This window comes from Bacteroidota bacterium (assembly GCA_035506275.1).
GTDB lineage: Bacteria > Bacteroidota > Ignavibacteria > UBA10030 > UBA8401 > JAGVPT01.
Map to the genome: position 1 here is coordinate 93,820 of DATJPT010000017.1, position 24,273 is coordinate 118,092.

Annotated in this window: 16 protein-coding genes; 5 read left to right on the forward strand and 11 right to left on the reverse strand. The window is 54.7% G+C overall.

Annotation, left to right across the window (positions count from 1 at the left end; all coding sequences use genetic code 11):
• The first annotated feature begins 272 nt into the window (after window positions 1-272).
• Entirely contained in the window at window positions 273-1,688 is a 1,416-nt protein-coding gene (locus VMF88_12190) for an alpha/beta fold hydrolase (protein ID HTY11818.1), read from the forward strand.
• A gap of 33 nt (window positions 1,689-1,721) precedes the next feature.
• On the opposite strand, the gene VMF88_12195 is transcribed toward VMF88_12190, so the two are convergent.
• The 5 genes from VMF88_12195 to VMF88_12215 all read right to left on the reverse strand — a co-directional run bounded on the left by VMF88_12195 (window position 1,722) and on the right by VMF88_12215 (window position 7,300).
• Window positions 1,722-2,600 carry an MBL fold metallo-hydrolase gene (locus tag VMF88_12195; GenBank protein HTY11819.1) on the reverse strand — a complete coding sequence of 293 codons (879 nt, stop codon included), beginning with the start codon at window positions 2,598-2,600 and terminating at the stop codon, window positions 1,722-1,724.
• On the reverse strand, window positions 2,597-2,998 hold the full coding sequence (locus tag VMF88_12200) for a response regulator (protein ID HTY11820.1): 402 nt from the start codon (window positions 2,996-2,998) through the stop codon (window positions 2,597-2,599). Before VMF88_12200 ends, VMF88_12195 begins: the two co-directional genes overlap by 4 nt.
• 78 nt (window positions 2,999-3,076) lie before the next feature.
• A complete protein-coding gene (locus VMF88_12205; protein ID HTY11821.1) occupies window positions 3,077-3,961 on the reverse strand; it encodes a DMT family transporter in 885 nt (294 codons plus the stop codon).
• A gap of 88 nt (window positions 3,962-4,049) precedes the next feature.
• Complete coding sequence (locus VMF88_12210; protein ID HTY11822.1) at window positions 4,050-5,843, reverse strand: ABC transporter ATP-binding protein; 1,794 nt, start codon at window positions 5,841-5,843, stop codon at window positions 4,050-4,052.
• A gap of 167 nt (window positions 5,844-6,010) precedes the next feature.
• Window positions 6,011-7,300 carry a T9SS type A sorting domain-containing protein gene (locus VMF88_12215; GenBank protein ID HTY11823.1) on the reverse strand — a complete coding sequence of 430 codons (1,290 nt, stop codon included), beginning with the start codon at window positions 7,298-7,300 and terminating at the stop codon, window positions 6,011-6,013.
• A gap of 413 nt (window positions 7,301-7,713) precedes the next feature.
• Here VMF88_12215 and VMF88_12220 point away from each other — a divergent pair, with 413 nt between their 5' ends.
• Window positions 7,714-9,456 (forward strand): hypothetical protein, encoded by a 1,743-nt coding sequence (locus VMF88_12220; GenBank protein ID HTY11824.1) that lies wholly within the window; start codon window positions 7,714-7,716, stop codon window positions 9,454-9,456.
• A gap of 99 nt (window positions 9,457-9,555) precedes the next feature.
• Here VMF88_12220 and VMF88_12225 read toward each other — a convergent pair whose 3' ends face one another.
• From VMF88_12225 to eno, 6 genes are all read right to left on the reverse strand, one after another.
• Window positions 9,556-10,785, reverse strand: a complete 1,230-nt coding sequence (locus VMF88_12225) for a hypothetical protein (GenBank protein HTY11825.1) — start codon at window positions 10,783-10,785, stop codon at window positions 9,556-9,558.
• Window positions 10,786-10,828: 43 nt separating this feature from the next.
• Window positions 10,829-11,590 carry a TSUP family transporter gene (locus VMF88_12230; GenBank protein HTY11826.1) on the reverse strand — a complete coding sequence of 254 codons (762 nt, stop codon included), beginning with the start codon at window positions 11,588-11,590 and terminating at the stop codon, window positions 10,829-10,831.
• 47 nt (window positions 11,591-11,637) lie between these two features.
• Window positions 11,638-12,966 (reverse strand): DUF4921 family protein, encoded by a 1,329-nt coding sequence (locus VMF88_12235; GenBank protein ID HTY11827.1) that lies wholly within the window; start codon window positions 12,964-12,966, stop codon window positions 11,638-11,640.
• A 12-nt stretch (window positions 12,967-12,978) separates the two neighbouring features.
• Window positions 12,979-14,382, reverse strand: coding sequence for a phosphoglucomutase/phosphomannomutase family protein (locus VMF88_12240; protein ID HTY11828.1), 1,404 nt, complete (start codon window positions 14,380-14,382; stop codon window positions 12,979-12,981).
• A gap of 65 nt (window positions 14,383-14,447) precedes the next feature.
• Entirely contained in the window at window positions 14,448-15,248 is an 801-nt protein-coding gene (locus tag VMF88_12245) for a hypothetical protein (GenBank protein ID HTY11829.1), read from the reverse strand.
• Window positions 15,249-15,308: 60 nt separating this feature from the next.
• Window positions 15,309-16,604: a phosphopyruvate hydratase gene (gene eno / locus VMF88_12250; protein ID HTY11830.1), complete on the reverse strand. Its 1,296-nt coding sequence runs from the start codon at window positions 16,602-16,604 to the stop codon at window positions 15,309-15,311.
• A gap of 381 nt (window positions 16,605-16,985) precedes the next feature.
• On the opposite strand from eno, the gene VMF88_12255 reads away from it, so the two are divergent.
• From VMF88_12255 to VMF88_12265, 3 genes are all read left to right on the forward strand, one after another.
• Window positions 16,986-18,116: a glycerate kinase gene (locus tag VMF88_12255; protein HTY11831.1), complete on the forward strand. Its 1,131-nt coding sequence runs from the start codon at window positions 16,986-16,988 to the stop codon at window positions 18,114-18,116.
• Window positions 18,117-18,122: 6 nt separating this feature from the next.
• Window positions 18,123-21,071: an amylo-alpha-1,6-glucosidase gene (locus tag VMF88_12260; GenBank protein ID HTY11832.1), complete on the forward strand. Its 2,949-nt coding sequence runs from the start codon at window positions 18,123-18,125 to the stop codon at window positions 21,069-21,071.
• A gap of 157 nt (window positions 21,072-21,228) precedes the next feature.
• Window positions 21,229-24,273: a PAS domain S-box protein gene (locus VMF88_12265; GenBank protein HTY11833.1), complete on the forward strand. Its 3,045-nt coding sequence runs from the start codon at window positions 21,229-21,231 to the stop codon at window positions 24,271-24,273.

Genomic DNA, 24,273 nt, shown 5'->3' on the forward strand with positions numbered 1-24,273 from the left:
TTATCAATAATCAGGTGAAACCCGTTTTGAAATTAGTGTATTAATATACAAAAAAAAGGGGGGTGTTACAGTTCGAGAATTTGATCTTGTTCCCGATCGGAGATCAGTATCGCGGCAACCCCCGTCCAAGATCGCCAAAAACGGGGGACGGAAAGTGAGATATTGCCTTCCGGATGAAAAGATTCTACATTTGGATGAATTATTCCGGATGTGCGGCATAAAGAGGGAGAATCAACTCCGGAAAACTGCGGCAACCAAACCTCGGGGCTCATATGAAAATCAATTCTCATCTATTTTACTTTCTGATCGTCATCGGCCTGAGCGCCGCTCGACCGATGGATGCCTCGGCAAAAAACGTTGCCGGCATCTGGCAGGGGACGTTAAAAGTGCAAGCATTGGAACTGCGAGTCGTGTTTCATATTCAATCGGACTCGGCTGCCGGATTACAGGCAACGCTCGACAGTCCGGACCAGGGGGCGAAGGGAATTCCTGTCGACAACGTTTCATACCGCCTCGACAGCCTTGTGCTGACGATCAATGCGATCGGCGGAGCCTATCAAGGCATTGTGCAGCCGGGGGATTCGGTGGTCATCGGAATGTGGAAACAGCAAGGTGCGGCGCTTCCCCTTGAACTTCATCGCGTTCGGGCAGTCGCCGAAATTGGCCGGCTGCAGGAGCCAAAGCCTCCGTTCCCGTATGACGCTGAGGAGGTCTCGTACGAGAACAGGGACGCAGGCGTTACCCTCGCCGGAACATTTACCCGGCCCAGAGACGGCGCGCCCTTTCCCGCTCTGCTCCTCATCACAGGATCAGGCCCGCAGAACCGTGACGAAGAATTATTCGGACACAAGCCTTTTCTTGTCATTGCAGACTACCTGACCAAACGGGGAATCGCCGTTCTCCGCGTTGACGACCGGGGAACCGGGAGGTCGACCGGAGTTTTCAGCGGGGCAACGACGAAAGATTTCGCAGGCGACGTGCGGGCAGGAATCAATTATCTGAAATCACGGAGCGATGTCAACGGTAAAAAAATCGGATTGCTCGGACACAGCGAGGGAGGGATCATCGCGCCGATGATCGCGAGCGAATCGAACGACGTTGCATTTATCGTGATGATGGCGGGTCCGGCGCTTCCGGGAGATCAGATCCTTTACCTGCAGGATTCTCTTGTTTCTGCGGCGATGGGCGTTTCGCCGGAAGAGATCATGAAAGAGCTGCGGCTCAACCGAATACTGTATTCCCTCATCCGCGAAGAATCCGATACCGCAAAGCTCGCGCAGAAGATCCGTTCTGCGGTCGAGGAATCGATGTCAGGCGACTCTGCCTCCGTGGGCACGATCAATCATGATGCCGTGAACGCAGCGGTCAGACAATTGACCTCCCCCTGGTTCAAGTTCTTCGTTGCTTATGATCCCCTTCCAGCGCTCGAAAAGGTACAATGCCCTGTTCTGGCTCTTGACGGGAGCAAGGACTTGCAGGTTCCTCCGGAAGTGAACGTAGAAAGGTTGGAATTTGCATTCAAGACCAGCGGGAACAAAAATGCCGTTGCAAAACTTCTTCCGGGATTAAATCATCTTTTCCAGAAGGCAGAGACAGGTGCGCCGCTTGAATACGGAAAGATCGAGGAGACGGTCGATCCCGAAGCGCTGAAAGTCATCGGGGATTGGATTGACGGGGTGACGAAATAAAGAAAGGATCTCCGCTCAAAAAATAGTACTTACCTAAAGGACGACCTCCAGCCCCTCGCGGGCGCCGAAACATTCGACCGAACTCTTCTGCATTGCGAGAAGTTCCTGAGCATGACGGACCATGCCGTCGACAAACGCATCGTCATGGTACGGGTCGTGATGAAAGAGGGCGAGACGCTTGACATTCCCCTTTACCGCAAAATCGACGATCGATTCGATCGGCGAGTGCCCCCAACCGAGCTTTGTTTTGTACTCTTCGAGTGTGTACTGCGCCTCGCCGATGTAGAGATCGGTTCCCCGCAAAAACTCGATCAGTTTGTCGTCAAGATATTCCGGGAATCCGGTCGGGCGCGTTGCCTTTCGCTGCGCGGGGAGGATGTACTGGTACGGCTCGTTATCGGTCGCATAGACGACGCTTTTCTTCCCGTCGGAAACGCGGTACGCCAGCGACATGGCGGGATGATTCAGATAAAAATTCGTAACGGAAAGATCGTCGATCGTGATGGGGCCTTCGACCTCCACAATTTCGATCCCCGGGTTCATGTCGCCGATGGCGACCGGGAAATAGTCGGAGTCCATCTGCATATGCATGATCTGGCGGAGGGTTTTGTCTCTTCCCGGCGGACCGTAAATGATGATTTTGTTCTGCCGTCCGTACGCCGGAAGGAAAAATGGAAATCCCTGGATGTGATCCCAATGGGTGTGGCTGATGAAAATATGGACCGTGATCGGCCGGGAAGAAAATTCCTTCTGAAGTTGAAGGCCGAGGCTGTGAATTCCCGTCCCGGCGTCGAACACCAGGATGTGGCCGCCCGCACGGACCTCAACGCAGGAGGTGTTGCCGCCGTATTTCAGCGTCGCCGGGCCGGGCGTGGCGATCGATCCGCGGCATCCCCAGAATCGGACGTTCACGCTCCCCCTCCCATCCGCTTGTTCATCTTCTCGGTTGAAATCTGGAAGAGCTCGTCGAACTCGACGGGCTTGATGACATACGCGTCGGCGCCGAGCTCGAGCGCCTTGTCGATGTCTGGTTTGTAGGATTTGGAAGAGGTGATAATGATCGTCGTTTTGTCGAACGCACGGTTCTCGCGAAGCTGCTTGCAGACACCGAACCCGTGCATGCCTGGCATAATGAGGTCGAGAAGAATAAGATCCGGCTTCTCGGCCTCGGCGACCGTTATGCCGTCGAGCCCGTTGTCCGCTTCGAGGACGGTGAATCCTTTCTTGACGAAGTAATGCGAGTAAAAGCTCCGCAGGAAATCTTCGTCGTCAACGATAAGTACTTTCTTGTTCAGGCTATCCCCGCGAATGGTTGAGGAATCGACTCCGCAGTATCCTTGACGCGAAAATTATGCATTAGTTTCTCGAAATGCAATACGGTGGCGGCTTCACCGCAAAAAGAGAATTGCAACGCCTCCGACCGCTACACACGCCCCGGCAATTGCATGCCATGTCAGCTTCTCTTTGTAAATGATCCGGACAAGCGGGAGCATGAGGATCGGCACGGTTGCGATCAGCGTCGCTGCGATCCCGACCTTCGTGTACATGATCGCGATCAGGCTGAACGTGATTCCGAGGTACGGACCGAAAATCGCACCGCCGATGGTGAGCATCAATGCGCGCTTGTCCTTCCGGAATGCCGCGATCGGATTTTTGAAACGCCCGGTAGCGAGTGTCAGCGGAAGCAGGATGACGATCGAGGCCGCGATCCTTATGAACGTGGCAACGAATCCGTTGATATCTCCTTCCACAAAAGCCAACCGGGCAAACACCAAGCCGGCTCCCTGGCCGAGCGCGCCGAGAGACCCGTAAAGGAGTCCGGCTCTTGTCAGCTTCACGTTCGCTTCTTCGTTTGTTTGATTCGACGCAACCACGAGCGCAATTCCCGCCGTCGTGACGACGATCCCCGCGATTCCCCAGATGGAAAGCAATTCTCCAAGAATGAGATACGCCAGCACTGCGCTGATCGCCGGAGCGAGCGACATGATGAGCATGCTGATACGCGCGCCGTTGACGTGAAACGACTTAAATAGAAACGTATCGCCGAAGACTAGTCCGATGAACCCGCTGATGCTTAGGTAGAGATACTGTTTGAATGTGAGGGTCAGAGAAAGCCCTGCGATGAGCATCGTTAGAGAGAGCAGGATCGCGGCGATGACAAGACGCACGACATTGACCTGCACCGAGCCGATCCTGCGGATCGCTCCTGCGAACATGACGGAACTGACCGACCAGACGCACGCCGTTAGTAGCGCGCTGATTTCTCCGATCACCGATGGATCCCTTTGCTTGGAGAGACGGACAACAACACGAGTTCAACAATCTTGGAATGTGAAAATTCTGCAGTCCAGCGTGAGGTATTCAATTTCTTGCGATATTTTTTACGGCATTGAGCGCGAGGCGTCTGGCTCCGTCCTCCCGTTCTCCGATCTGCTGCCGCCACATTGCGAAATACAGCCCTTTCAGCTCGAGAAGGTCGTGATGCTTTCCCGATTCGACGATGTGTCCTTTTTCAAGGACGAAGATCTTGTCGGCGTGCATGATCGTCGACAGCCGGTGAGCGATGAGGATCGTGATCAGATCCTTCCGCGAAGAAATTTCTCTGATCGTCGACGTGATTTCTTCCTCTGTCAATGAATCGAGCGACGACGTCGCTTCGTCGAACACCAGGAGGTCCGGCCGCCGGAGCAACGCGCGGGCGATGGAGAGCCGCTGCTTTTCTCCCCCCGATACTTTAACGCCCCCCTCGCCGATCATGGTGTCCAGGCCTTTATCCGCTCTTGCGAGCAGACTTTGACAGGCGGACTGGCGGAGGACCTCCATGCATTCCGCGTCGTCCGCTCTCGGGTTGACGAAAAGAAGGTTCTCTCTGATCGTTCCGGAAAAGAGCTGAGTATCCTGCGTGACGAAGCCGATCTTTTCCCTGAGATGGTTCAGCTCGACATCGAAACTGCTGTTCCCATTATAGAGAATTTGTCCTGTCTGGGGCGGATAGAGCCCGACGAGTAATTTGACGAGCGTTGTTTTGCCCGAACCTGAAGGACCAACGAATGCGACCGTCTCGCCCAGCCGGGCGTCGAACGAAATTTCGTTCAACGCATTCACGGTGGCGGTCTGGTGTTTGAAACTGACGTTCTTGAATTCAAGCGTTTGAAGACCGGGCACGACGACGGGATTGGCGGGCGTCGGTTCTGTCGGCATCTTCAGAATGGCATCGAAGTTATTCAGGGACACTTCCGCCTCTCTGTAAATATTGATGACGTTCCCCAATTCCTGCAGCGGACCGAAGATAAAGAACGAATAGATCCAGAGGGAAAAGAACTGGCCGAACGTGATCTGCTGGGCATAGATCAGATAGAGCATCAGGAAGAGAATCGAGGTCCGCAAAAAATTGACCGAAGAGCCCTGGATAAAGCTGAGGCTCCGGAGGTAGCGGACCTTCCGTAATTCGAGCTTCAGGATCTTTCCCGTCGTGTTGTTGAGGCGCTCGATCTCCTGCTTGGCAAGTCCCAGGCTTTTCACCAGCTCGATGTTGCGGAGCGATTCGGTCGTCGCCCCGGCAAGCCCGGTGGTCTCGGCGACGATCGTTTTTTGGATGGTCTTGATCTTCTTGCCCAGCACCGAACTCAGTATCCCCAGGATAGGAATGGTAGAGAAATAGACGGGAGCGATAAGCCAATGCACGCTGAACGCATAAACGGTGACAAAAATGACGCCGACCAGCGTTGTAAAAAGAATGTTGATCGCTGCGGCAATCAAACGCTCGACGTCGCTCCGGACCTTCTGCAGCTTTCCGAGCGTCTCGCCGCTCCGCTGATCCTCGAAGACCGAATACGGAAGCTCGAGCGAGTGTTTCAATCCGTCGGTGTAAATTTGGGCGCCGAGCTTCTGCGTAATGACGTTGATGTAATAATCCTGAAAATTCTTTGCAACCCGCGAAACAAACGCCACACCGACCGCGGCGGCTAGCAGCAGCCCGACCCCCTTGAAAAATTGCTGCGCCGTATATTCTTTGAACCTCGTCGCATATTCGTCGATCACATGACGGAAGATCAGGGGGTCGAGGAGAGAAAAAGTCTGATTGATCGCCGCGAGAAGCAAAGCGAATGCGACCAGCTTCCAGTACTGTTTGAGGTACGAAAGAAGTAGCTTCATAATGAAAAAAAATCGTCAGGGATTGTGGCTGGTCAAAGATATGGAATTCGATGATGAGATGCCATTCAAGGAAGGATGCTGACGGCTGAGCCTGTCAAACAACATCATTCCGGCGAACGCCAAACCTCACCGGAATGATATTGTTTACATACATTCATTCGGCTGACTCACTTCAGGATCATGAGCTTTTTTGTTTGTGTGAAGGCACCCGCCTGAAGCCGGTAGAAATAGACTCCGCTTGCACAGGCGCCTGCATTGAACGTCACCGCATGCTCTCCCGCGCCTTGGCGTTCATCGACCAGAACCTGTACTTCCCTTCCAAGCAGATCGTACACTCTCAATGAAACCGATGCAGAGGCCGGAAGAGCGTAAGAAATGACCGTCGTCGGGTTGAACGGGTTCGGATAGTTTTGGTACAAAACGTACTTCCCCGGAAATTGCGGGCGATCGCTGCTCACCGCAGTTATCACATCAGCCATCGGGATCCTCCATCCTCCCATTCTCGTTCCGGCATAAAGATATTTTGTGTTGGCAGTCATCGCGGTGACCGATGCGCCGGAGAAGGCGGTATCATTCACCCGGAGCCATGTTTTGCCGATGTCGGAAGTTACATACAGACCCTGGACCGCTGTGGTTGTTGAAGAAGAAGTGAGTGAGGCAAAGACCAGACTGTCCGATGTCGCTAAGAGACACCGCATTACCTGCGTTGTATCATTAATCGGGAGGCCGTTGTTTCTCTGCAGCCAGGTCGTGTCTCCGCCATAGACGTACATCCCTTGCTGGGTGGCGATCATCACGGTGGTATCTGCCGCCGCCATAGCGTAGCCGGTATTGTAATACTCCGGGGTGATAGGCCTCCAGTAGATGGAGTCCGTCTGTGAAGAATAAACATACCCTCCAAAGTTCTTGATCGTAAATAACCTTCCACCGGCGACAGCGATTCCGACCATTCCCCATCCATCAAGGCCGGGCTGGGACAACGCCAGGCCGGCCGTATCGGATTGCCACGTCTTGCCGCTGTCGGCCGAGCTGTAGACTCCTTGCTCGGTCGCGGCGAAAAGAGTTCCTCCGACAAACGTAAACGCATTCAGCTGTGCGGAAGAAGGGAGACCGGCGTTAACCACGCTCCATGTGTTTCCCAGATCGGAAGAGCGGTAAAAGCTTTCTACCCCGAATGTCCCCGCGAAGATATATCCCAGTCCTTCTCCGAGCGAGAGGACAGTGTCGACAGAGATCCCGTTTCCCATAATGTTCGTCCATGACGTTCCGCCGTTCGTCGATCTCATCAGCACCATGTTGTCGCCGCCGGCGAGGACCGTGCTGTCATTCACCGCAAGAAAGCAATAGATGTTGGTGAACCGTAAGTCGGGAATGATATTCCACTGGGCAAATGCGCCGTGTGAACAGACGAAGAAGCCGATAACAAAAAGTAAACTGCATAGCGATCGTGTTTTCATGGCAAGCCTCCCTGATATTTGCTTCGTCAAGATCTGCTTGAATCACTCTGCTCCGCCTCAAGATCGAACGAGGCCTTTTTCATCGAAAAACCTGATGCTTGTTGCTGTTGAGATATGGAGACCATTTTGTCCAAACGGCTTCCAAGCCTAAATGCAAATCAGGCACATGTTGTGGGGGTGCGAGGTGGTCAATGAGGTGATAAGGCCCCTTTCTGCCTGCGGGTTGAGGGAGCAGGTATTCCGGCACTATTATAGCTTGAAACTTGAAGAAATGCAATCCTTTCGCTGCTGGCCGGAGGGATTTCCCCGATGAACGAAGAAACAAAATCCTCCTCTTTCCGTATACTACATCAATCTGTTCTCCTCAAACCGATGCCAGCAGCCTTGAAAAAATTTTGGAAAGGAGCGCTTCGATGAAAAGAATTTTCTCCCTTGCCCTCTTCGCCCTTCTGATCGGCTCGGCCGGTCAATGCATGGCCGACGATAACATTCTGTCCGAGGTCCAGAACTTCCGCAAGCGTGACGTGAAGTTTGAAGGATTCGTCCTTGACGAGGCCCAGAATGTGTCCATTAAAGTTGTCGCATCCGGCCGGAAGCATCCGGTGTGGACTCGCGCCTGGATCCTCAACTCGGAGACGCGGGAGAAAGTTTGGGATATGAGGCACGCCTCCAGCCGTGACGAGGACCGCTCGACTGCAACGTACACGGATAACATCCCCCTTCCCAAAGGAACCTACGAGGTGTATTACGGCACGTCCCCGTTCTCATTTTCCAACATCAACGGACTCTCCGGACTTATCGACTTTCTCGGCGATGAGATGTTCCATTGGAATGACGACGACAATTTCTCCGGCGAGTTCAAGGACCTTTCGATCGTCGTGACCGGAAAAGGAACCCGCCTGAATGAAGACGCCGTCAAAAAATTACAAGCCGATTACAAGAAGAATTCTTTCTTTTCCATGTCCGGTTTATGGGACAATCAATATGAGCATCAGGGCTTCACGCTCGACAAGCCGACCGACCTGAAGATTTACGCCCTCGGCGAACTGCGCAACGACGGCTCGTACGATTACGGATGGATCAAGAACGTAAGGTCCGGCGCGATCGTCTGGACCATGAAGGACAAGGACCTCGACTACGCCGGCGGCGACAGAAAGAACCGGATGGTGAACGAGACCATTTCTCTCCCGGCTGGATCCTATGCAGCGTTTTTTGTCACGGACGATTCTCATTCCGCGCATGAATGGAATGCGCCGCCGCCGTACGACCCTGAGTTTTGGGGAATGACGGTGCGCGTTGCAAAGTCCGAGATGGCACAGAACGCACGGCTCACCGATTATGAAGACCTTCCGTCAAAAAACATTCTTGTCGACATGACGCGCGTGCGGGACAAAGAGTACCGTTCGAAAGGATTTACGCTGAAACGGGGAATGGACGTGCGCGTTCTCGCGATCGGCGAAGGGAAGGACGGCGAGATGTACGATTACGGCTGGATTACCGACGCCAAGACAAATGCACGGGTGTGGGAAATGAAGTACAGGGAGACCGAGCATGCCGGCGGTGCAGACAAAAACCGGATGGTCGACAGGGTGATCCACCTCGACAAAGGGAGCTACATGGTCTATTATGTATCGGATGGATCGCACAATTATCATGACTGGAACGCCGCACCTCCGTACGACCAGGAACATTGGGGCATCACCGTTCTTGCGTCGGACGACAACTATGCTGCGAACGATGTCGCACCGTACGACGACCAAAGCAACAAATCGGTCATCGCCCGGATCATTCGCGTCGGCGACGACGAGCGGAGGCAAAAGAGTTTCACGCTGCAACAAGAGACCGAGGTCCGTATTTATGCGCTGGGCGAAGGACGCGACGGCGAGATGTACGACTATGGATGGATCGAGGAGGAGCCTTCGGGAAAAACCGTGTGGGAGATGACGTACCGAATGACCGACAACGCGGGGGGAGCGCAAAAGAACCGGCGGTTCGACGGAACCATTACCCTGAAACCGGGCGAATACTCCGTTCATTACCGGAGCGATGATTCGCACAGCTTTGAAGATTGGAACGACGATCCCCCCTCCGACCCGTTCAATTGGGGCATCACGCTTTACAATGCCGCGCCGACGCTCTCCGGGAACGAACAATAAGCGGTCGGATGGTACGCTAAGAAAAAAAGTCGCTCTTCTTCTGCCCGCGATTTTCAGCCGGACCTGAAAACACGGGCAGTGCAATTTTTGCCCTCTTCGTCATCGCAGATCGCCCGGCGAGTGGGGCTGAGAAAGCAGTTCTTCAAAGAGCTTCCAGCGCACCGGCCGGTTCGCTGCATCTCCCCCCCGTTTTTCGATGTACGCCCGGACCATATCCTGCCCCAGATTATAGTTGATGACATAGCTTCTGTATCGTTCGATGAACCCTACCCTTTGCCGCGCACGTTCGGGAGAATACAGGCCGTAGTTCACCAGCCAGTCAACGGCATCTTCTTTGCTCCATTTGCCGTCGAGATAATTCCGCGCCGATTCATTTCCCGCGTAATCGAGCTTCCCTTTTACCGATTGAATTTTATAATACCCTTCCGCCCTCGATGGGTCGAGCCCGGCGGCTGGAAAAAGGACGGCGCGTTCAAACTGCACGCGGTCATTGCCGGGAAGCGCCACTTCGATGCCGAAATTCGCGCTCCCTTCGGCGATAAGCGACTGCGGGCTGAAGAGCGGGTAGACAGAAAACTCCATCCACTTCCGTTCCCGGAAAAGGTTTTTCTCCATCAGCATATTGTAAACATGATGTCCCGGATATCCTTCATGGCATGCAAGGTCGACGGCCCGGTCGATAAAGATCGGCAAATCGGTGTTCACCTGGATCACGCTGAAGCAATTCCCTTTATACCAATTGTAGCCGCTCCACGGCTTGTTGTTGACGTACTCAACGGTAAAACTCTCGGACGACGGAAGCTGAATATGCTCCAGCGTCCGCCTGCGCCCCTCCGCAATCGCGGCTTTGAAGACGGCATCGAGTTTGTTTTTGGGGATGACGAAAGACTGCTTATACCGCTCAAGCCGCTCCGAAACGTTACCTGTTCCGGAGAGCAGTCCGTCAAGCTCCTTCAGGAGCTCTTTGTAGTGCTGTTCGCTGAACGCCGGCGCAACGGCATCGTACAACCGCTGCGACTCTTCGTCGAACGAAAGCGTTGCACCGCTGAGAAGTAAGATCCTGCATTGTACCGCGGTGAGTTGTTTCGTCAACGATGAATGACGGAGTTTTTCGATCGGATTGAAGCTCGAAGGATCGACAACCTTGAGGGAATCCGAAAGAGACCGTACTTCTTTATCGAACTCTTCGAAAGGGAATTTCTCCTTCTTGACGGTGCTATCGCCTGACGGCTTCCATTCTTCAGGACCGTAATATGCATCGACGTAATCGGGGTCGTACACACCGATCTTGAGGATTAATTTGACGTAGCGTTCAGCAATTGAATCCATGGCGCCTCCTTAGAAGTCCACTGCAGATAATGGCGATCTCACATCATCGGCTGTACGTATTGTACAGCAGTTTTGCAATCGTCAGGATCACTATTGATATATAGATGGGACGGATGATCGCGGTTCCCTTTCTGATGACCATGTGCGAGCCGAACCGCGCTCCGACAATTTCGCCGGCGGCCATTGCCAAGCCGGCTCCGAGCCAGACAAATCCCCCGGCGAGAAAAATAATGCACGATACGATATTGCTCGTGAAGTTCATCAGTTTCGTCGCGCCGGTCGCCCGCGTGAGGTCCATCCCCAGGCCGAAGACGAGCGCCATCGCCCAAAAAGAGCCGACGCCGGGACCGAAAAAGCCGTCATAGAACCCGAGCGCCAATCCGGCGCCCGCAAAAAATGCGGATGCCGACATGCGGGCCCGGCCGGAGGTTTCGCCGAATCGAGGGGTCACAAAGGTATAAACAACGATGGCAAGAAGGAGAAAAGGAATGACCCGGTTCAGCACGGATGAATCGACCTGTTCCACTCCCCAGGCCCCGGCAACCGCTCCGACAAGAGTAAAAAAGATCCCGAGCTTCGCCTCGCGGAGGCTCACGATCTTGTGTTTCACATAGTAAAATGTTGCGGTGAAGCTTCCGAAGCTCGACTGAAATTTATTCGTTCCGAGCGCGACCTTCGGCGGCATTCCGATCGCCAGCGCAACCGGAAGGGTTATGAGCCCTCCTCCTCCGGCGATCGAATCGATCAGCCCTGCCGCCGCACCTGTGCAAAACAACAACGGATAAAGCCAGAACGATTCGAGCATTGGGCAATCCGGATGAAAAGCGGGTTCTGCGGTCCCTTTGTGAGAATTTATTTCAGATAATAGAGAAGCGGGTTGGGTTTCAGCCGGCACTCTTCGGCGATGCGGAGGCCGGTCACAGCTCCGGCATCGCGCAAGGCGTACAGTCGGGGGACCAATCTATCGCGAAGGTCGATCGGTGTAAAGGGATTGATGAAGATGCTCGTCCCGCCTTCGAAGCCGGCCGGGACGTTGATGCGCAGCTTCAGAAGGATGTGCCACGGCATTTTGTAGACGGCATCGATCGGCGTATAATACCATTCTTCGTTGCAGGAGATCTGGCTCCCGATCGCGGCATGGCACGCGTGCACGAGATTGCTCACTCCCCGGAGTTCTGCATCCGAATGTTCAAACGGACGGCTCATCTGGGACTTCGAATATACTTCGATCGTCGGGTAGCGGTGGCCGATGCCGACGCTCGCAACTGCAAAATCGTTCTCGGCAAAGACCAGATTATACTGTGCGGCGAAATTTGCGCCGAGCTCGTTGAAGATGTTCGGGTCGTCCCGCAGCATCTGGATCTGGAGCAGCATCGAATTTCCCCACTCGTCCAGACCAACGATCTGCTTGTGGAGATGGTCGAACGACGCTCCGGCCGGCCGGAGCCAGTTCTGAAAGACGCTGATATACCGGACGTAACGGTTATACGTCAGCATGTCGCGCATCGCCTCGACCGTGAACCGGAAGTATTGAAAATGCTCCTCTTCCCCCATCTCTCCCGAGGAAAACAACTCCGTATCGTGCTTCGCTCCTCCGGCATAATGCTTGCGCGCAATAATAAGCTCGTGGCAGCCGCCAAAGAACGCATCCATCATATTCTCTTTATTGAAGAGGAGGCGCTGCCGGGCTTCCTGCTCCGACTTCGTGGACATCTTTAATTTGTAGTTCACGATGGAGTCGATGTGATCGGCGCCGCGCGGGATCGCAACGTAACCGTCCCGCCATGCCGCCGCGTCTTTGGTGAGCCGGTAGTTATAGTTCTTCTTCCAGTAGTCGATGGTGACGATCTCGAAGAGATTCCCGACACGGCGGAACTCGGCGACCGAATCGTTATACTTGTCCGGGGGAACGCGCGTCAACGTCCGGTAATTTCCGTTGTCCTTGACGAGGCGGGCCTTTTCGGGGGGAACTTCATAATAGCGGGTTTCGCAGAAGCTGCAGTATGCTCCCTCAAGAGAACGGTCGATCTCCTTTGCGGCCGAGGGCGTTTCATTCATCAACGGCTTGTCGCCGCGCCCGGGAACAGCCCAGACTTCGGTGCCGGTGAACGGATTGATCTGTTTCACCGTCCCGTCGGGCATGACGTTGTAGAAAAAGTTGTAGCTGCGTGAAGAATTCATACACCCTGCGGGTTACACAGCCGTGGCGGCTTTCAACATCGCCTTCATTCTCGCGGGAGAATTTGCTTCAGCGTAAAAGCGGACGAGCGGTTCGGTTCCCGAGAACCGGACGAGGATCCATCCTTTGTCCACGAAAAATTTATAGCCGTCGGTTTCATCGATGCGCTGAACCGCGAACGATCCGATTTTCTTCGGGCGGTGAGCATAGAACGAAGCGATCTTCTTCTTCTCCGCCTCCGTCACGCGGCGGTCGATCCTGCCGAAATGATATTCGCCGTATTCATCGAACAATTCCTGAACGAGCGCGCTCAATTTTTTCCGGCGCACCGCCATGATCTCGGCGAGCATCAGCCCGACGAATATTCCGTCGCGTTCCGGGAGATGTCCCATCACACCGAGGCCGCCGCTCTCTTCACCGGCAATGATGATCTTTTTCTCCGTCATCAGCCGGCACAGATACTTGAAGCCGACCGGCGTCTCGTTGAGGACGAGTCCGTACTTCTCGCACATCCTCGAGATCAACTCGGTGACGGAAAGCGATTTTGCCACTTCCCCCTTCAGATGCTTGCGCTCGACAAGATATTTCAGGAGGATGGCAAAGATGCGGTGCGAGTCGACAAAATTTCCTTTTTCGTCCACAGCGCCGACGCGGTCCGCATCGCCGTCCGTTGCAATGCCGATGTTATAGCGTCCGTCCTTCACCTCGAAACTCAGCTCTTCGAGGTTTTGGGCGAGCGGCTCGGGGTGTCCGCCGGCAAAGGAAGGATTAAAGCTGTTCCTGATGGTGCCGACGCGCGGAATGATCTGCTCCATCACTCCCTGTCCCGCCCCGTACATCGCGTCGTACATAATTTTGATGCGGGTCGCTTTGATCAGATCGACTTCAACCTTCTTCACGATATCCTTCACGTACAGGGAGGTCAGGTCGACAAACTGGATCATTTTCTTCGCGACGAGCTCGTCGAACGGTTTCACCTTCAGCGGAAGTTCTTTCGCCTTCAAGATCGGCGCCAGAAGCTCTTCCACCTTTGCCACCATCTCGGGATGCGCCGGGCCGCCGAAGTCCCCTTTGATCTTGAACCCGTTGTACTCGGCGGGATTATGGCTTGCGGTGATGACAACGCCTCCGGCAGCTTTCATTTTCACGATGCCGAGCGACGTCATCGGCGTGGAGGAAATTTTATCTGCGAGCTTCACTCGTACGCCGGCGCTTGCAATGATCTGGGCGGATTTATGCGCGAAGTCTTTCGACATGAACCGGGAGTCATAGCCGATCACCAGGCCGTTCTTGATCTTCTTGTGGGATTTGAAATAGCGCGCGGTTGCCAACGCAACCTTGGCCACGTTCGCAAGCGTGTAATCGTCGGCGATAACCCCGCGCCATCCGTCTGTTCCGAATTTAATTGCAGGAGTCATGGTATCGTGAGTTTGAATGAGAAGATATTGAATGATGTTGCATCAGGATCATTGTCCGCCGTGACCTACTGCCTCGAAACAAGCTCAACTCTCTCGAGGTACGATGCCATGAACCCCGAGTCGGGCGAAGCTTGCGTGGTCACAAGATACGACGGAAAGCTGAACGTCCTCAGGACGAGCCCTTCAAAGGCAACGTAGTCGAACCATTCGAGTGAGAGCGAATCGCCTCCGAAGTTGACCGTCGTTCTGATCTTCGTGCAGACGAATGCGCCCGCCCCTACTCTCACCACCTCGTTCCCGACCACCTGCCGGTCTTCTTCAAAAGGAGACGGGAAGGAGACCCAGCGTCTCCCTGGCGTCAATGGGTATCGCAGAACCACCCGGGGATTATCCCGGACAAGGATGCTGTCATCGCCAAGCTTCCTGAGGATCATCTGCCAGACGACGCGGGGAATGCCGAGCGGAGAAACGTTTGGCGCCCTCGTCGCTCTTGCCTTTGGCAAAATGACCGGGACTCTTCCCGCCCCCGAATACGCTATATCGACGAGCGAGTCGTTGTCTGCTTTGTACCATTCGTTCTCTTCTCCGACGTTATTACTGCTCGAGACCGCCGTCACCCGGGTTAAACCAGAATATCCACCGAGCGTTTCCCCTTCCCCCTCGATCCTGACAACCTCGGTGTCGACGTTCTCGTTCACGATGTTGTTGAGCGAGTCCCTAATCGTCGACGTCGTGACAAACGTTTCCGTACCACTTGCGAGGTACGGCACTGAATATCCGGCCGATCCTCCGCTCCCCACACCATTATTCTTTCCGCACGACGACAGGAGGAGCGTTGCACACAACAGCGCAATAGCACGTTGCATGATAACCTCCTTGTACTCCGGCGGTGGGCGTAACGCCCCGCCGGAGATACGATAGAAGCGTTAGCCTATCTTCTTGCTGAAGGCTCCCAGCCCGGCGTACATCCCGTTCGAATCGAGTTCTTCCTCGATGCGGATGAGCTGGTTGTATTTCGCGATGCGGTCCGTCCGGCTCGTCGATCCGGTTTTGATCTGTCCGGCATTGGTCGCGACCGCGATGTCGGCGATCGTCGCGTCTTCGGTCTCGCCCGAGCGGTGGCTGATCACGGAGGTATAATTGGCCCGCTTCGCCATCTCGATGCAATCGAGCGTTTCCGTGAGCGTGCCGATCTGGTTCACTTTAATGAGGATGGAATTCGCGACGCCCATTTCGATGCCTTTGTTCAGGAACTCGACGTTGGTCACGAACACATCGTCTCCGACGAGCTGAATTTTCTTCCCGAGTTCATCGGTCAGCATCTTCCACCCTTCCCAGTCATTTTCCGCCATGCCGTCCTCAAGGGAAATAATGGGGAACTCCTTCACCCATTTCGCCCAGAGCTTCACCATCTCTTCCCGGGTTGCTTTTTTCTTGGTCGATTTATAGAAGAGATACTTCCCGTCCTCATACATTTCGCTCGCCGCCGGATCCAACGCGATGAACACGTCCTCACCCGCTTTATACTTCGCCTTGGTGATCGCTTCCGTGATCACTTCAAGGGCCTCGTCGTTCGACTTCAAGCTCGGAGCGAATCCTCCTTCGTCGCCGACCGCGGTGTTGTATCCCCTCTTTTTCAAGACATCCTTCAGCGCATGGAACACCTCCGCCCCCATGCGGAGCGCCTCTGCGAAATTCGGCGCGTTGGCGGGGACGATCATGAACTCCTGGAAATCGACGCTGCTGTCCGCGTGCCTGCCGCCGTTGATGATGTTCATCATCGGCGTCGGGAGAATTTTCGCGTTCGAGCCGCCGATATAGCGATACAGCGGGACCTTCAGCGATTTAGCCGACGCTTTTGCCGCGGCGAGCGATACCGCAAGGATCGCGTTCGCGCCAAGTTTGCTCTTGGTCGGCGTTCCGTCGAGCTCGATCATCATTTTGTCGATGCCGACCTGATCCTGGGCATCGAAACCGGTCACTTCGTCCGCAATAATCGTATTGACGTTCTCGACCGCCTTCAAAACGCCTTTGCCGTTGTACCGCATCTTGTCGCCGTCGCGCAGCTCGACCGCTTCATGCTCGCCGGTGGAAGCTCCGCTTGGCACTGCAGCACGTCCGATAGTCCCATCCTCAAGTTCGATATCCGCTTCAATAGTAGGGTTACCGCGCGAGTCGAGGATCTCCCGCGCCCACACATCAGTAATAATAGTTGACGACATACATTCTCCGTTGCAAAGTTATTTAGTTAACGAGTATGCGAATTAAAACAAACTAAAGTAAGCTAAAATTGATTGAGAATCAATGCGGCCAATTGACAGCTATTGTTACGGTTCCACATTCGAAGCGTTCGGCCAAGGGTTCTCTCATTCCCAATCTCCGATTGGGAACGGAGTGAAACCTTCTGCCGAAAAACAAGTTGCCGAAGCCACTTCAAAACTAAGCTTGGGAGCGAGAGGGGGAACTCTCAAAAGATAACACTGCCATTTTACGGGCAGCGGTGTCTTCGGCTTTGAACCGCGCATAAAGAACATGTTCACCCACTAAGCATTTGATGTGATCTGTTCCCCTGAATTTCACTCCAAAAATTCATACCTTTGAACATGAAATTCCTCATCGCGCCGAATGCGTTGAAAGGATCTCTGACAGCTTCCGATGCCGCGGCGACCATTTCACGGACCCTGAACGAAATTTATCCGGACGCGGAATGCATTCCCAGCCCTGTTGCGGACGGAGGAAATGGGACACTCGATTGCCTTATTCAGGCGACAAAGGGAACGATCTATTCGAAATCGGTGCGTGGTCCGCTTGCGTCGATGAACGTCAACGCCCGTTGGGGAATTCTCGGCGACGGAAAAACGGCAGTCATCGAAATGGCCGAGGCCGCCGGTCTGCATTTGCTGAGGCCGGATCAATATGATGCGGCACATGCAACCACGTATGGCGTTGGTGAGTTGATCCGCGCTGCGATGGATTCCAGATGCAATAAGATCATTGTCGGATTGGGAGGAAGTGCAACAACGGACGGGGGGGCGGGGTGCGCAAGGGCGCTCGGGGTGAAATTTTTTGACGAAAAGAGGATGGAACTAACTGACGGGGGCATTAATCTTGCCGGTCTTCAAGATGTCGATACAAAGAATATAGACGACAGGATACAGAATACAGAGATTATTGGACTGGCGGATGTGAAGAATACGCTGTACGGAGTTCATGGAACGGCGCTGACATTTGCCGCGCAAAAAGGTGCTACGGATGAGCAGGCACGTTTGCTTGACAAAGCATTGGAACATTACGCATCTATTATAGAGAACGCCGTTCATCGGGATGTGTCGCGTAATCCGGGAAGCGGCGCCGCCGGCGGTCTCGGCGCAGGTCTGATCGCTTTTTGCAATGCAACGATCTCTTCGGGAATCGAATTCATCCTCGATACGATCCATTTTGACGACCTGCTCCGACAATGCGATTGCGTTATCACCGCTGAAGGAAAGCTCGATTCACAAACGCTTCAGGGAAAAGGAATCGACGGGATCGCCCGGCGCGCAAGAAAATTCAACAAACCCGTCCATGCTTTTGCCGGAAGCGTTGCCGGAGACAAGATCTCCCTCAAACAAAAACTCGGACTCGCTCAGCTCATTCAGATATCGCCGGAGAATGTTTCCGCCGAAGCAGCGATGAGCAATGCGGAAACATATCTCGCCCGGGGGGTGCGCCGTCATTTTCTAACAGCGAATTGATGCACGATGAATAAGCCGTTCTCTTTTCTGTTATTTGCCGTCCTGAACAATGTCGTCGCTGCCGGAACGCCTCTCGTTGACGAGATCGGCATCACCGTTACCGGACCATCACGCCAGTTCGCGTACACGAACAAGCAAGCGGGGACATACTATGGCGAAGTAAACGCTCAAAACGCCGGCGGATGGCAGGGCTGGTTTGTGAATCAACAAAAGATCCTCAACGACTATGCCGTCGAACTGAACGGCACGCTTCTCGACCGGACCGCTGCGACGACCACCGTCTTCCCCTATCAGCTGGTCAGAAAATACACGGACGGAACAGAAGAGCGCTTCACATTCCTCGACAGCGTTAATGCACTGCTTGTTGAATGCAGCTATCATGGAATTCAGAAGGGGAAACCATCTGTGGAGATTTCTCCGGCTCCCGGATTTGAAAAGGAAGACACGCCGGCAAGCGGCATCGCCTTTTGGGAAAAGAAATCCGAAACGGCCGGCAACGCCGTTCCAACATGGATCGCCTTGGGCGCAAAACACGGTCAATCACACGTTCTTTTCGTCGTAGCCGCAGCATCTTCTCAAGACGAAGTGCGCAGGCTCTGCGCTCTCGTCCTCAGGAACGCTGCGAAGCTCGTGGCCGCACGCAAACAGAGGATGGAAAAAATCCTTCAGGAATCATACTTGAAGACCAACGATGCTGAGCTCGATCGAGCCGTCATGTGGGCGAAGCTTTCGCTCGACGCGCTCATCATGAATCAATCACAGTCCGGAGTCCCGGTGAAAGGTATTTTTGCCGGACTCCCCTGGTTCAACGATTACTGGGGGCGCGATTCATTCATTGCGCTTCCCGGAGCGACCTTCGTGACGGGAAATTTCGCCGACGCGCGCAACATCCTCCTCTCCTTCGCGCGCTTTCAGGAAAAAGACTCAGCGAACCCGAACTACGGCCGGATTCCCAACATCGTGACGACAACATCGATCGCGTACAACACCGCAGACGGAACCCCCTGGTTCATCAAACAGATGTACGACTACGTCAAATATTCCAACGATACGGCTCTTATCCGAGAACTTTTCCCCGTTGTCAAACGATCGATCGAGGGAACGGTCAAGTACCACACCGATACGCTCGGATTTTTGACGCACGGGGATGCCGAGTCATGGATGGATGCGGTCGGGCCGGACGGTCCCTGGTCTCCCCGCGGCAATCGCGCGTGCGAAATTCAGGCGCTCTGGTACTATCAGCTGCTCATCGGCTCATTCGAAGCGGAATACCTGACCGAATATCATTTGGCGGGAAAATGGAAATCGCTGGCCGACAAAGTGGAAAAGAATTTCAACATCTACTTCGTCGACAGAGAGCATAACCTTGTCTACGACCACCTGAACGCCGACGGAACTCCGTCGCGGGAATTACGGCCGAACCAGCTCTTCTGCATAGACATCGTCAATTCGGAAGACATCCGCGAAGCGATGGTCAAGACGGTGACCTCAAACCTCGTCTATGAATACGGCGTCGGCACCTTGTCGCAATCAGATACGAACTTCCATCCATACCATCACTACGAGCCGGCATACGTGCAGGATGCGGCGTATCACAACGGCATCGTCTGGACATGGTTGAACGGTCATGCGATCTATGCGCTCACAAGAAACGACGAAGAAGATCTGACGTTCCGCATCACGAAAAACATGGTCCGCCAGATCCTCCATCGCGGCTGTGTCGGGACGTTGTCGGAGCTCCTCGATGCACAGCCGCGGGCCGGCGAAACAGAACCTCGGCTCTCCGGAGCCTTTTCTCAGGCGTGGAGCCTTGCAGAATTCATCCGCAGTTTTTACCAGGATTATCTTGGCATCGGCGTCGATGTGACGGCTCATGCCCTTCGCATCAATCCCAAGCTCCCGACCGGGTTGAAGAATGTGCAGTGCCGTTTCCGCGCCGGCAATGCGCGCATCAACGCCCGATACGAATGGATCGGGGACTCGGTCAGGGTCACAGTGAAAGCGGATTCGCTTCCCCGCGATTACGACGTCAGTTATTTATGGGTCTATCATAGCGGCGACGCGGCATACATCAACACGACGCTGACGCCGGCCGAAACGCTGACGATCGCGCATTCGAAGGAAGCGTTCACAGTGTACCACGACAGCACGATCGCCTCGTCGTCGCATGACAAGCCGGTCTGGTACCTCCCCGATTTTTCGCCGAGAGCGGAATTCGCCGACCTCGCGCTGGCGCAACCCGAGTTCAACCCCCGCCTCCCCGTCTTCCGCGTTCCGTCGTATCCGGTCCTTTCATTGGATGAGGTGCGCAAGAAAAATAATGGCGCGAAAATTTTGTTCGACAAGGACGATCCCGCGGGCGACGATCGCGGCGATTCTGGAACGTACAGTTATCCTGCGGACCCAAACTTCAAGCCGGGGATCCTCGACATCGTCCGCGCAACGGTAAAGACAGATTCGGCGAATGCATATTTCACGCTCCTCTTCCGTGACCTGGCGAACCCCGGCTGGCATCCGGAGTACGGATTTCAGCTTACCATCGCCGCCATCGCCATCCATCGCGGGGACAGCGGAGCGACCTCGGTGGGCGGCAATTCACACTTCACCGTCGGGGAGCGCTACCGTTTCGACCGCCTTATCACTGTCGGCGGCGGCATCCGCGTGGCCGACGCTAACGGAGCCGTGCTGTGCGAGTACATTCCTCGCTCCGGGGACGAAAGAAATCCGATCGGCAGCGTTGAACGAAAAGCGATTGAGTTTAGTCTTCCCCTTGAGTACCTTGGGAAGCCGACGGCGGATTGGAAGATGACGATCCTCGTCGGCGCACAGGATGACCATGGCGGCGCCGGCATCGGCGAATTCCGCACGGTCGACCGCCGGGGCGACGCGTGGACCGGCGGCGGCAAACTGCATCCCACAGATTCCAATGTTTTCGACGTTCTGGTTCTCGAGTAGCTTTCCCTTCATCCGATCAGGAAATTCTATGGGATTTGTCACCATGCTCAACATTTCGGCAGCGGCAGATCTTGCCTGCCGCCCAAAGCGATCGGCGCATGCCAAGACGGCCTTCCGCTGATCCTGGACACCAATTAACATCCGGCAATCGGCAGCAATGCACCTCTTCAGTTTCATACAGTTTCTTCTCCTGTTATTCGGAGCCGTCGGATTCCTTCTGGTGCTCCGGACGCTGATCGTCCGGCACACGCTGAAGGGTTTTCGCCTCATCACCGCCGGCTTCGCCCTCGTGTACCTCAACATCATTCTCGACTCTCTGTATCACAGCAACATTCTCCCCGAGCCGTGGAATGACGTCATCTCGACAAGGATCGGGTTCATCACCGGCTATTTCGGTTTGACGATCGGAATGTTCCTCCTCTTGATCGGCAATTACCGCCTCGTGCGGTCCCTGGTTCCGCAGCTTTCCGAACGGTACTCGAGCCTTGTCGAGAAAGCGCTGGTCGGGGTCTATCTCATTCAGGACGGAGAATTGAAATTCGTGAACGAGCGCATCGCCGAGATCTTCGGGTATACGCGTGATGAATTGTTCGGAAGGCCGATGCTCGATTTTATCGCTCCCGAATCGCGCGAAACGGTTTCCGAAAATGTGCGCAAGAGGCTCGACAACAACGGCGAGCCGATGAATTATTCCTTTGTCGGACTAAAGAAGGACGGGACGAAGATCGATGTGGAGGTCTACGGCTCCCGCACCATTTACAACGGAAAACCGGCGATCCATGGAACCCTTCTCGACATCACCGACCGCAAACGTGCCGAAGCGACGCTGCTCGAATCGGAGTCGAAATTCCGCACCGTCGTTGAAAGCCTCGGCGAAGGCGTCCTCATCACGGATGTGGACGACAAGGTGGTCTACATCAATTCACGGATGGCGGACCTGTGCGGATACGCGCCGGAAGAAATGATCGGCAGGCGCGCGTACACCCTCCTGCTCCCGCAGGAGAAATGGGACGCGATGAAAACGAGGAACAAAGACCGGCTCCTCGGCAAGCTCGAACGGTATGAAGTGTTCATCACGCGGAAGGACGGATCGCAGCTGTGGGTGGAAATCAATGCGACGCCGTACATGGACACCGACGGGAAGATCGTCGGCACGCTCGGCGCGGTGACGAGCATCCAGGATCGAAAGCGGGCCGAAGCCCTGCAATCCGCGCTGTACCGCATCGCCGAGAAAACGCATTCCACCGTCGACCTCCAGGATTTTTATTCTTCCGTGCATTCGATCATCAACGAGCTGATGTCGGCAAAGAATTTCTACATCGCCCTGTACGATGCGTCGACGCAAATTCTCAGTTTCCCGTATTTCGTCGACGAAGTCGACCCGCAGCCGAGTCCCAAAAAGCTCGGGAAAGGATTGACCGAGTATGTTTTGCGTACCGGCCAGCCGCTGCTCGCCTCGCCGGACGTATTCCAGCTGCTGCTGCACGAAGACGAGGTGGAGTCGATCGGCGCTCCGTCGATCGACTGGCTTGGCGTGCCGCTGAAATCGGGCGAGGCGACCTTCGGCGCGATCGTTGTGCAGAGCTACACGGAATCCGTCCGCTACGGCGAAAAAGAGCGCGAAATCCTCACGTTCGTGTCGCAGCAGATCGCCACGGCCATCCAGCGGAAAGCGGACGAAGAGCGCTTCCGCGCCATGTGGGATCATTCGGCGGACGGGATGAGGCTGACCGATAAAGATGGAAGAATCGTGATGGTCAATTCTGCGTTCAGCAAGATCGTGAAGCTGCCGCAGGAGAAGCTCGTGGGAGAATTTCTTTCCGTCACGTACCATTCCGACCAGCGGTCGGAGGGGCTCGAAGAATATCGGCGGGAATTTGAGTCCGAGACGGTCCCCCCCCGCTTTATCGGCGATATCGCGTTATGGGATGGAGATGAAATCCCGGTCGAGATCTCAAACTCGTTCATCGTCTTCGGGGCCAACAACAAAATGCTGTTGAGCGTCTTCCGCGACATCAGCGAAAGAAAATTACTGGAAAGCCAGCTCCTCCATGCACAAAAGATGGAATCGATCGGCGTTCTTGCCGGCGGCATCGCGCACGATTTCAACAATGTCCTTTCGATGATCCTCACCTCGGCTGAAATGCTGAAGGAAAAGACCAGGGACGACAAGACGCTTCAGCGCTACGCCGACATGGTCGCCACCGCCGCGGAGCGCGGAGCGGCGATCGCCAAACAGCTTCTCCTCTTTGCCCGCTCGGAAAAAGGGAAGCTCAAGCCGATGCCTGTCGCGCCGGTGGTGCTTGAAGTGCAGAAGCTGCTCGAACATACGCTGCCGAAATTCATTTCCATCCGGTCGGAAATCGAGACGAGCGACGCGGTGATCCTCGGCGATTCGGACCAGCTTCATCAGGCCCTTCTGAACCTTGCGTTGAATTCCCGCGACGCCATCGAATCGAAATCTGTCAACGGAACGATCATTTTCCGTGTCGCAACCGTCTCCCCCGAAGAGCTGCAAAGAAAATTTCCGCAAGTTCAGCGGGAGAACTATGTCGTGGTCAGCATCACGGACAACGGCACAGGAATGAGCGAAGAGACCGTTTCCCGGATTTTCGAGCCGTTCTTCTCCACGAAAGGCCGGGGAAAAGGGACGGGGCTGGGGCTCTCGATCGTCCACGGAATTTCGCAGAACCATCACGGCCTTATCGATGTCGTAAGCACCGTCGGACAGGGGACGACGATCTCCCTCTTTTTCCCGCTGGTGAATGCCCAGATCAAGGGTTCGGCAAACAATACGAGTATCGGTCACGTTTCGGGGAGAAGCCGCGAGGGACGTCCTTCGACAATTCTTGTGGTAGACGACGAAGCGGGGCTGCGTGAAATGCTGAAGGAGATCTTGGAAGGTAAAGAGTACAATGTCATCACCGCATCCAACGGAATCGAGGCTGTTAAAAAGTATCAATCGCAGTGCGACCGCATCGACATGGTGATCTCGGACCTGGGAATGCCGTTGATGGGGGGAGAGGAGGTCTTCGGCAAGCTCGTTGAGATTAACCCCGAGGTGAAAATGGTCTTCATGACGGGGTACCTCGAGGAGGGTTCGCGAAACGGGATGCTCCGCCGCGGAGTGAAAAATATCATCCACAAACCGTTTCGCATCGATGAAATCCTCGAATGTGTTTCGCGCGTTCTGCAGGAATGA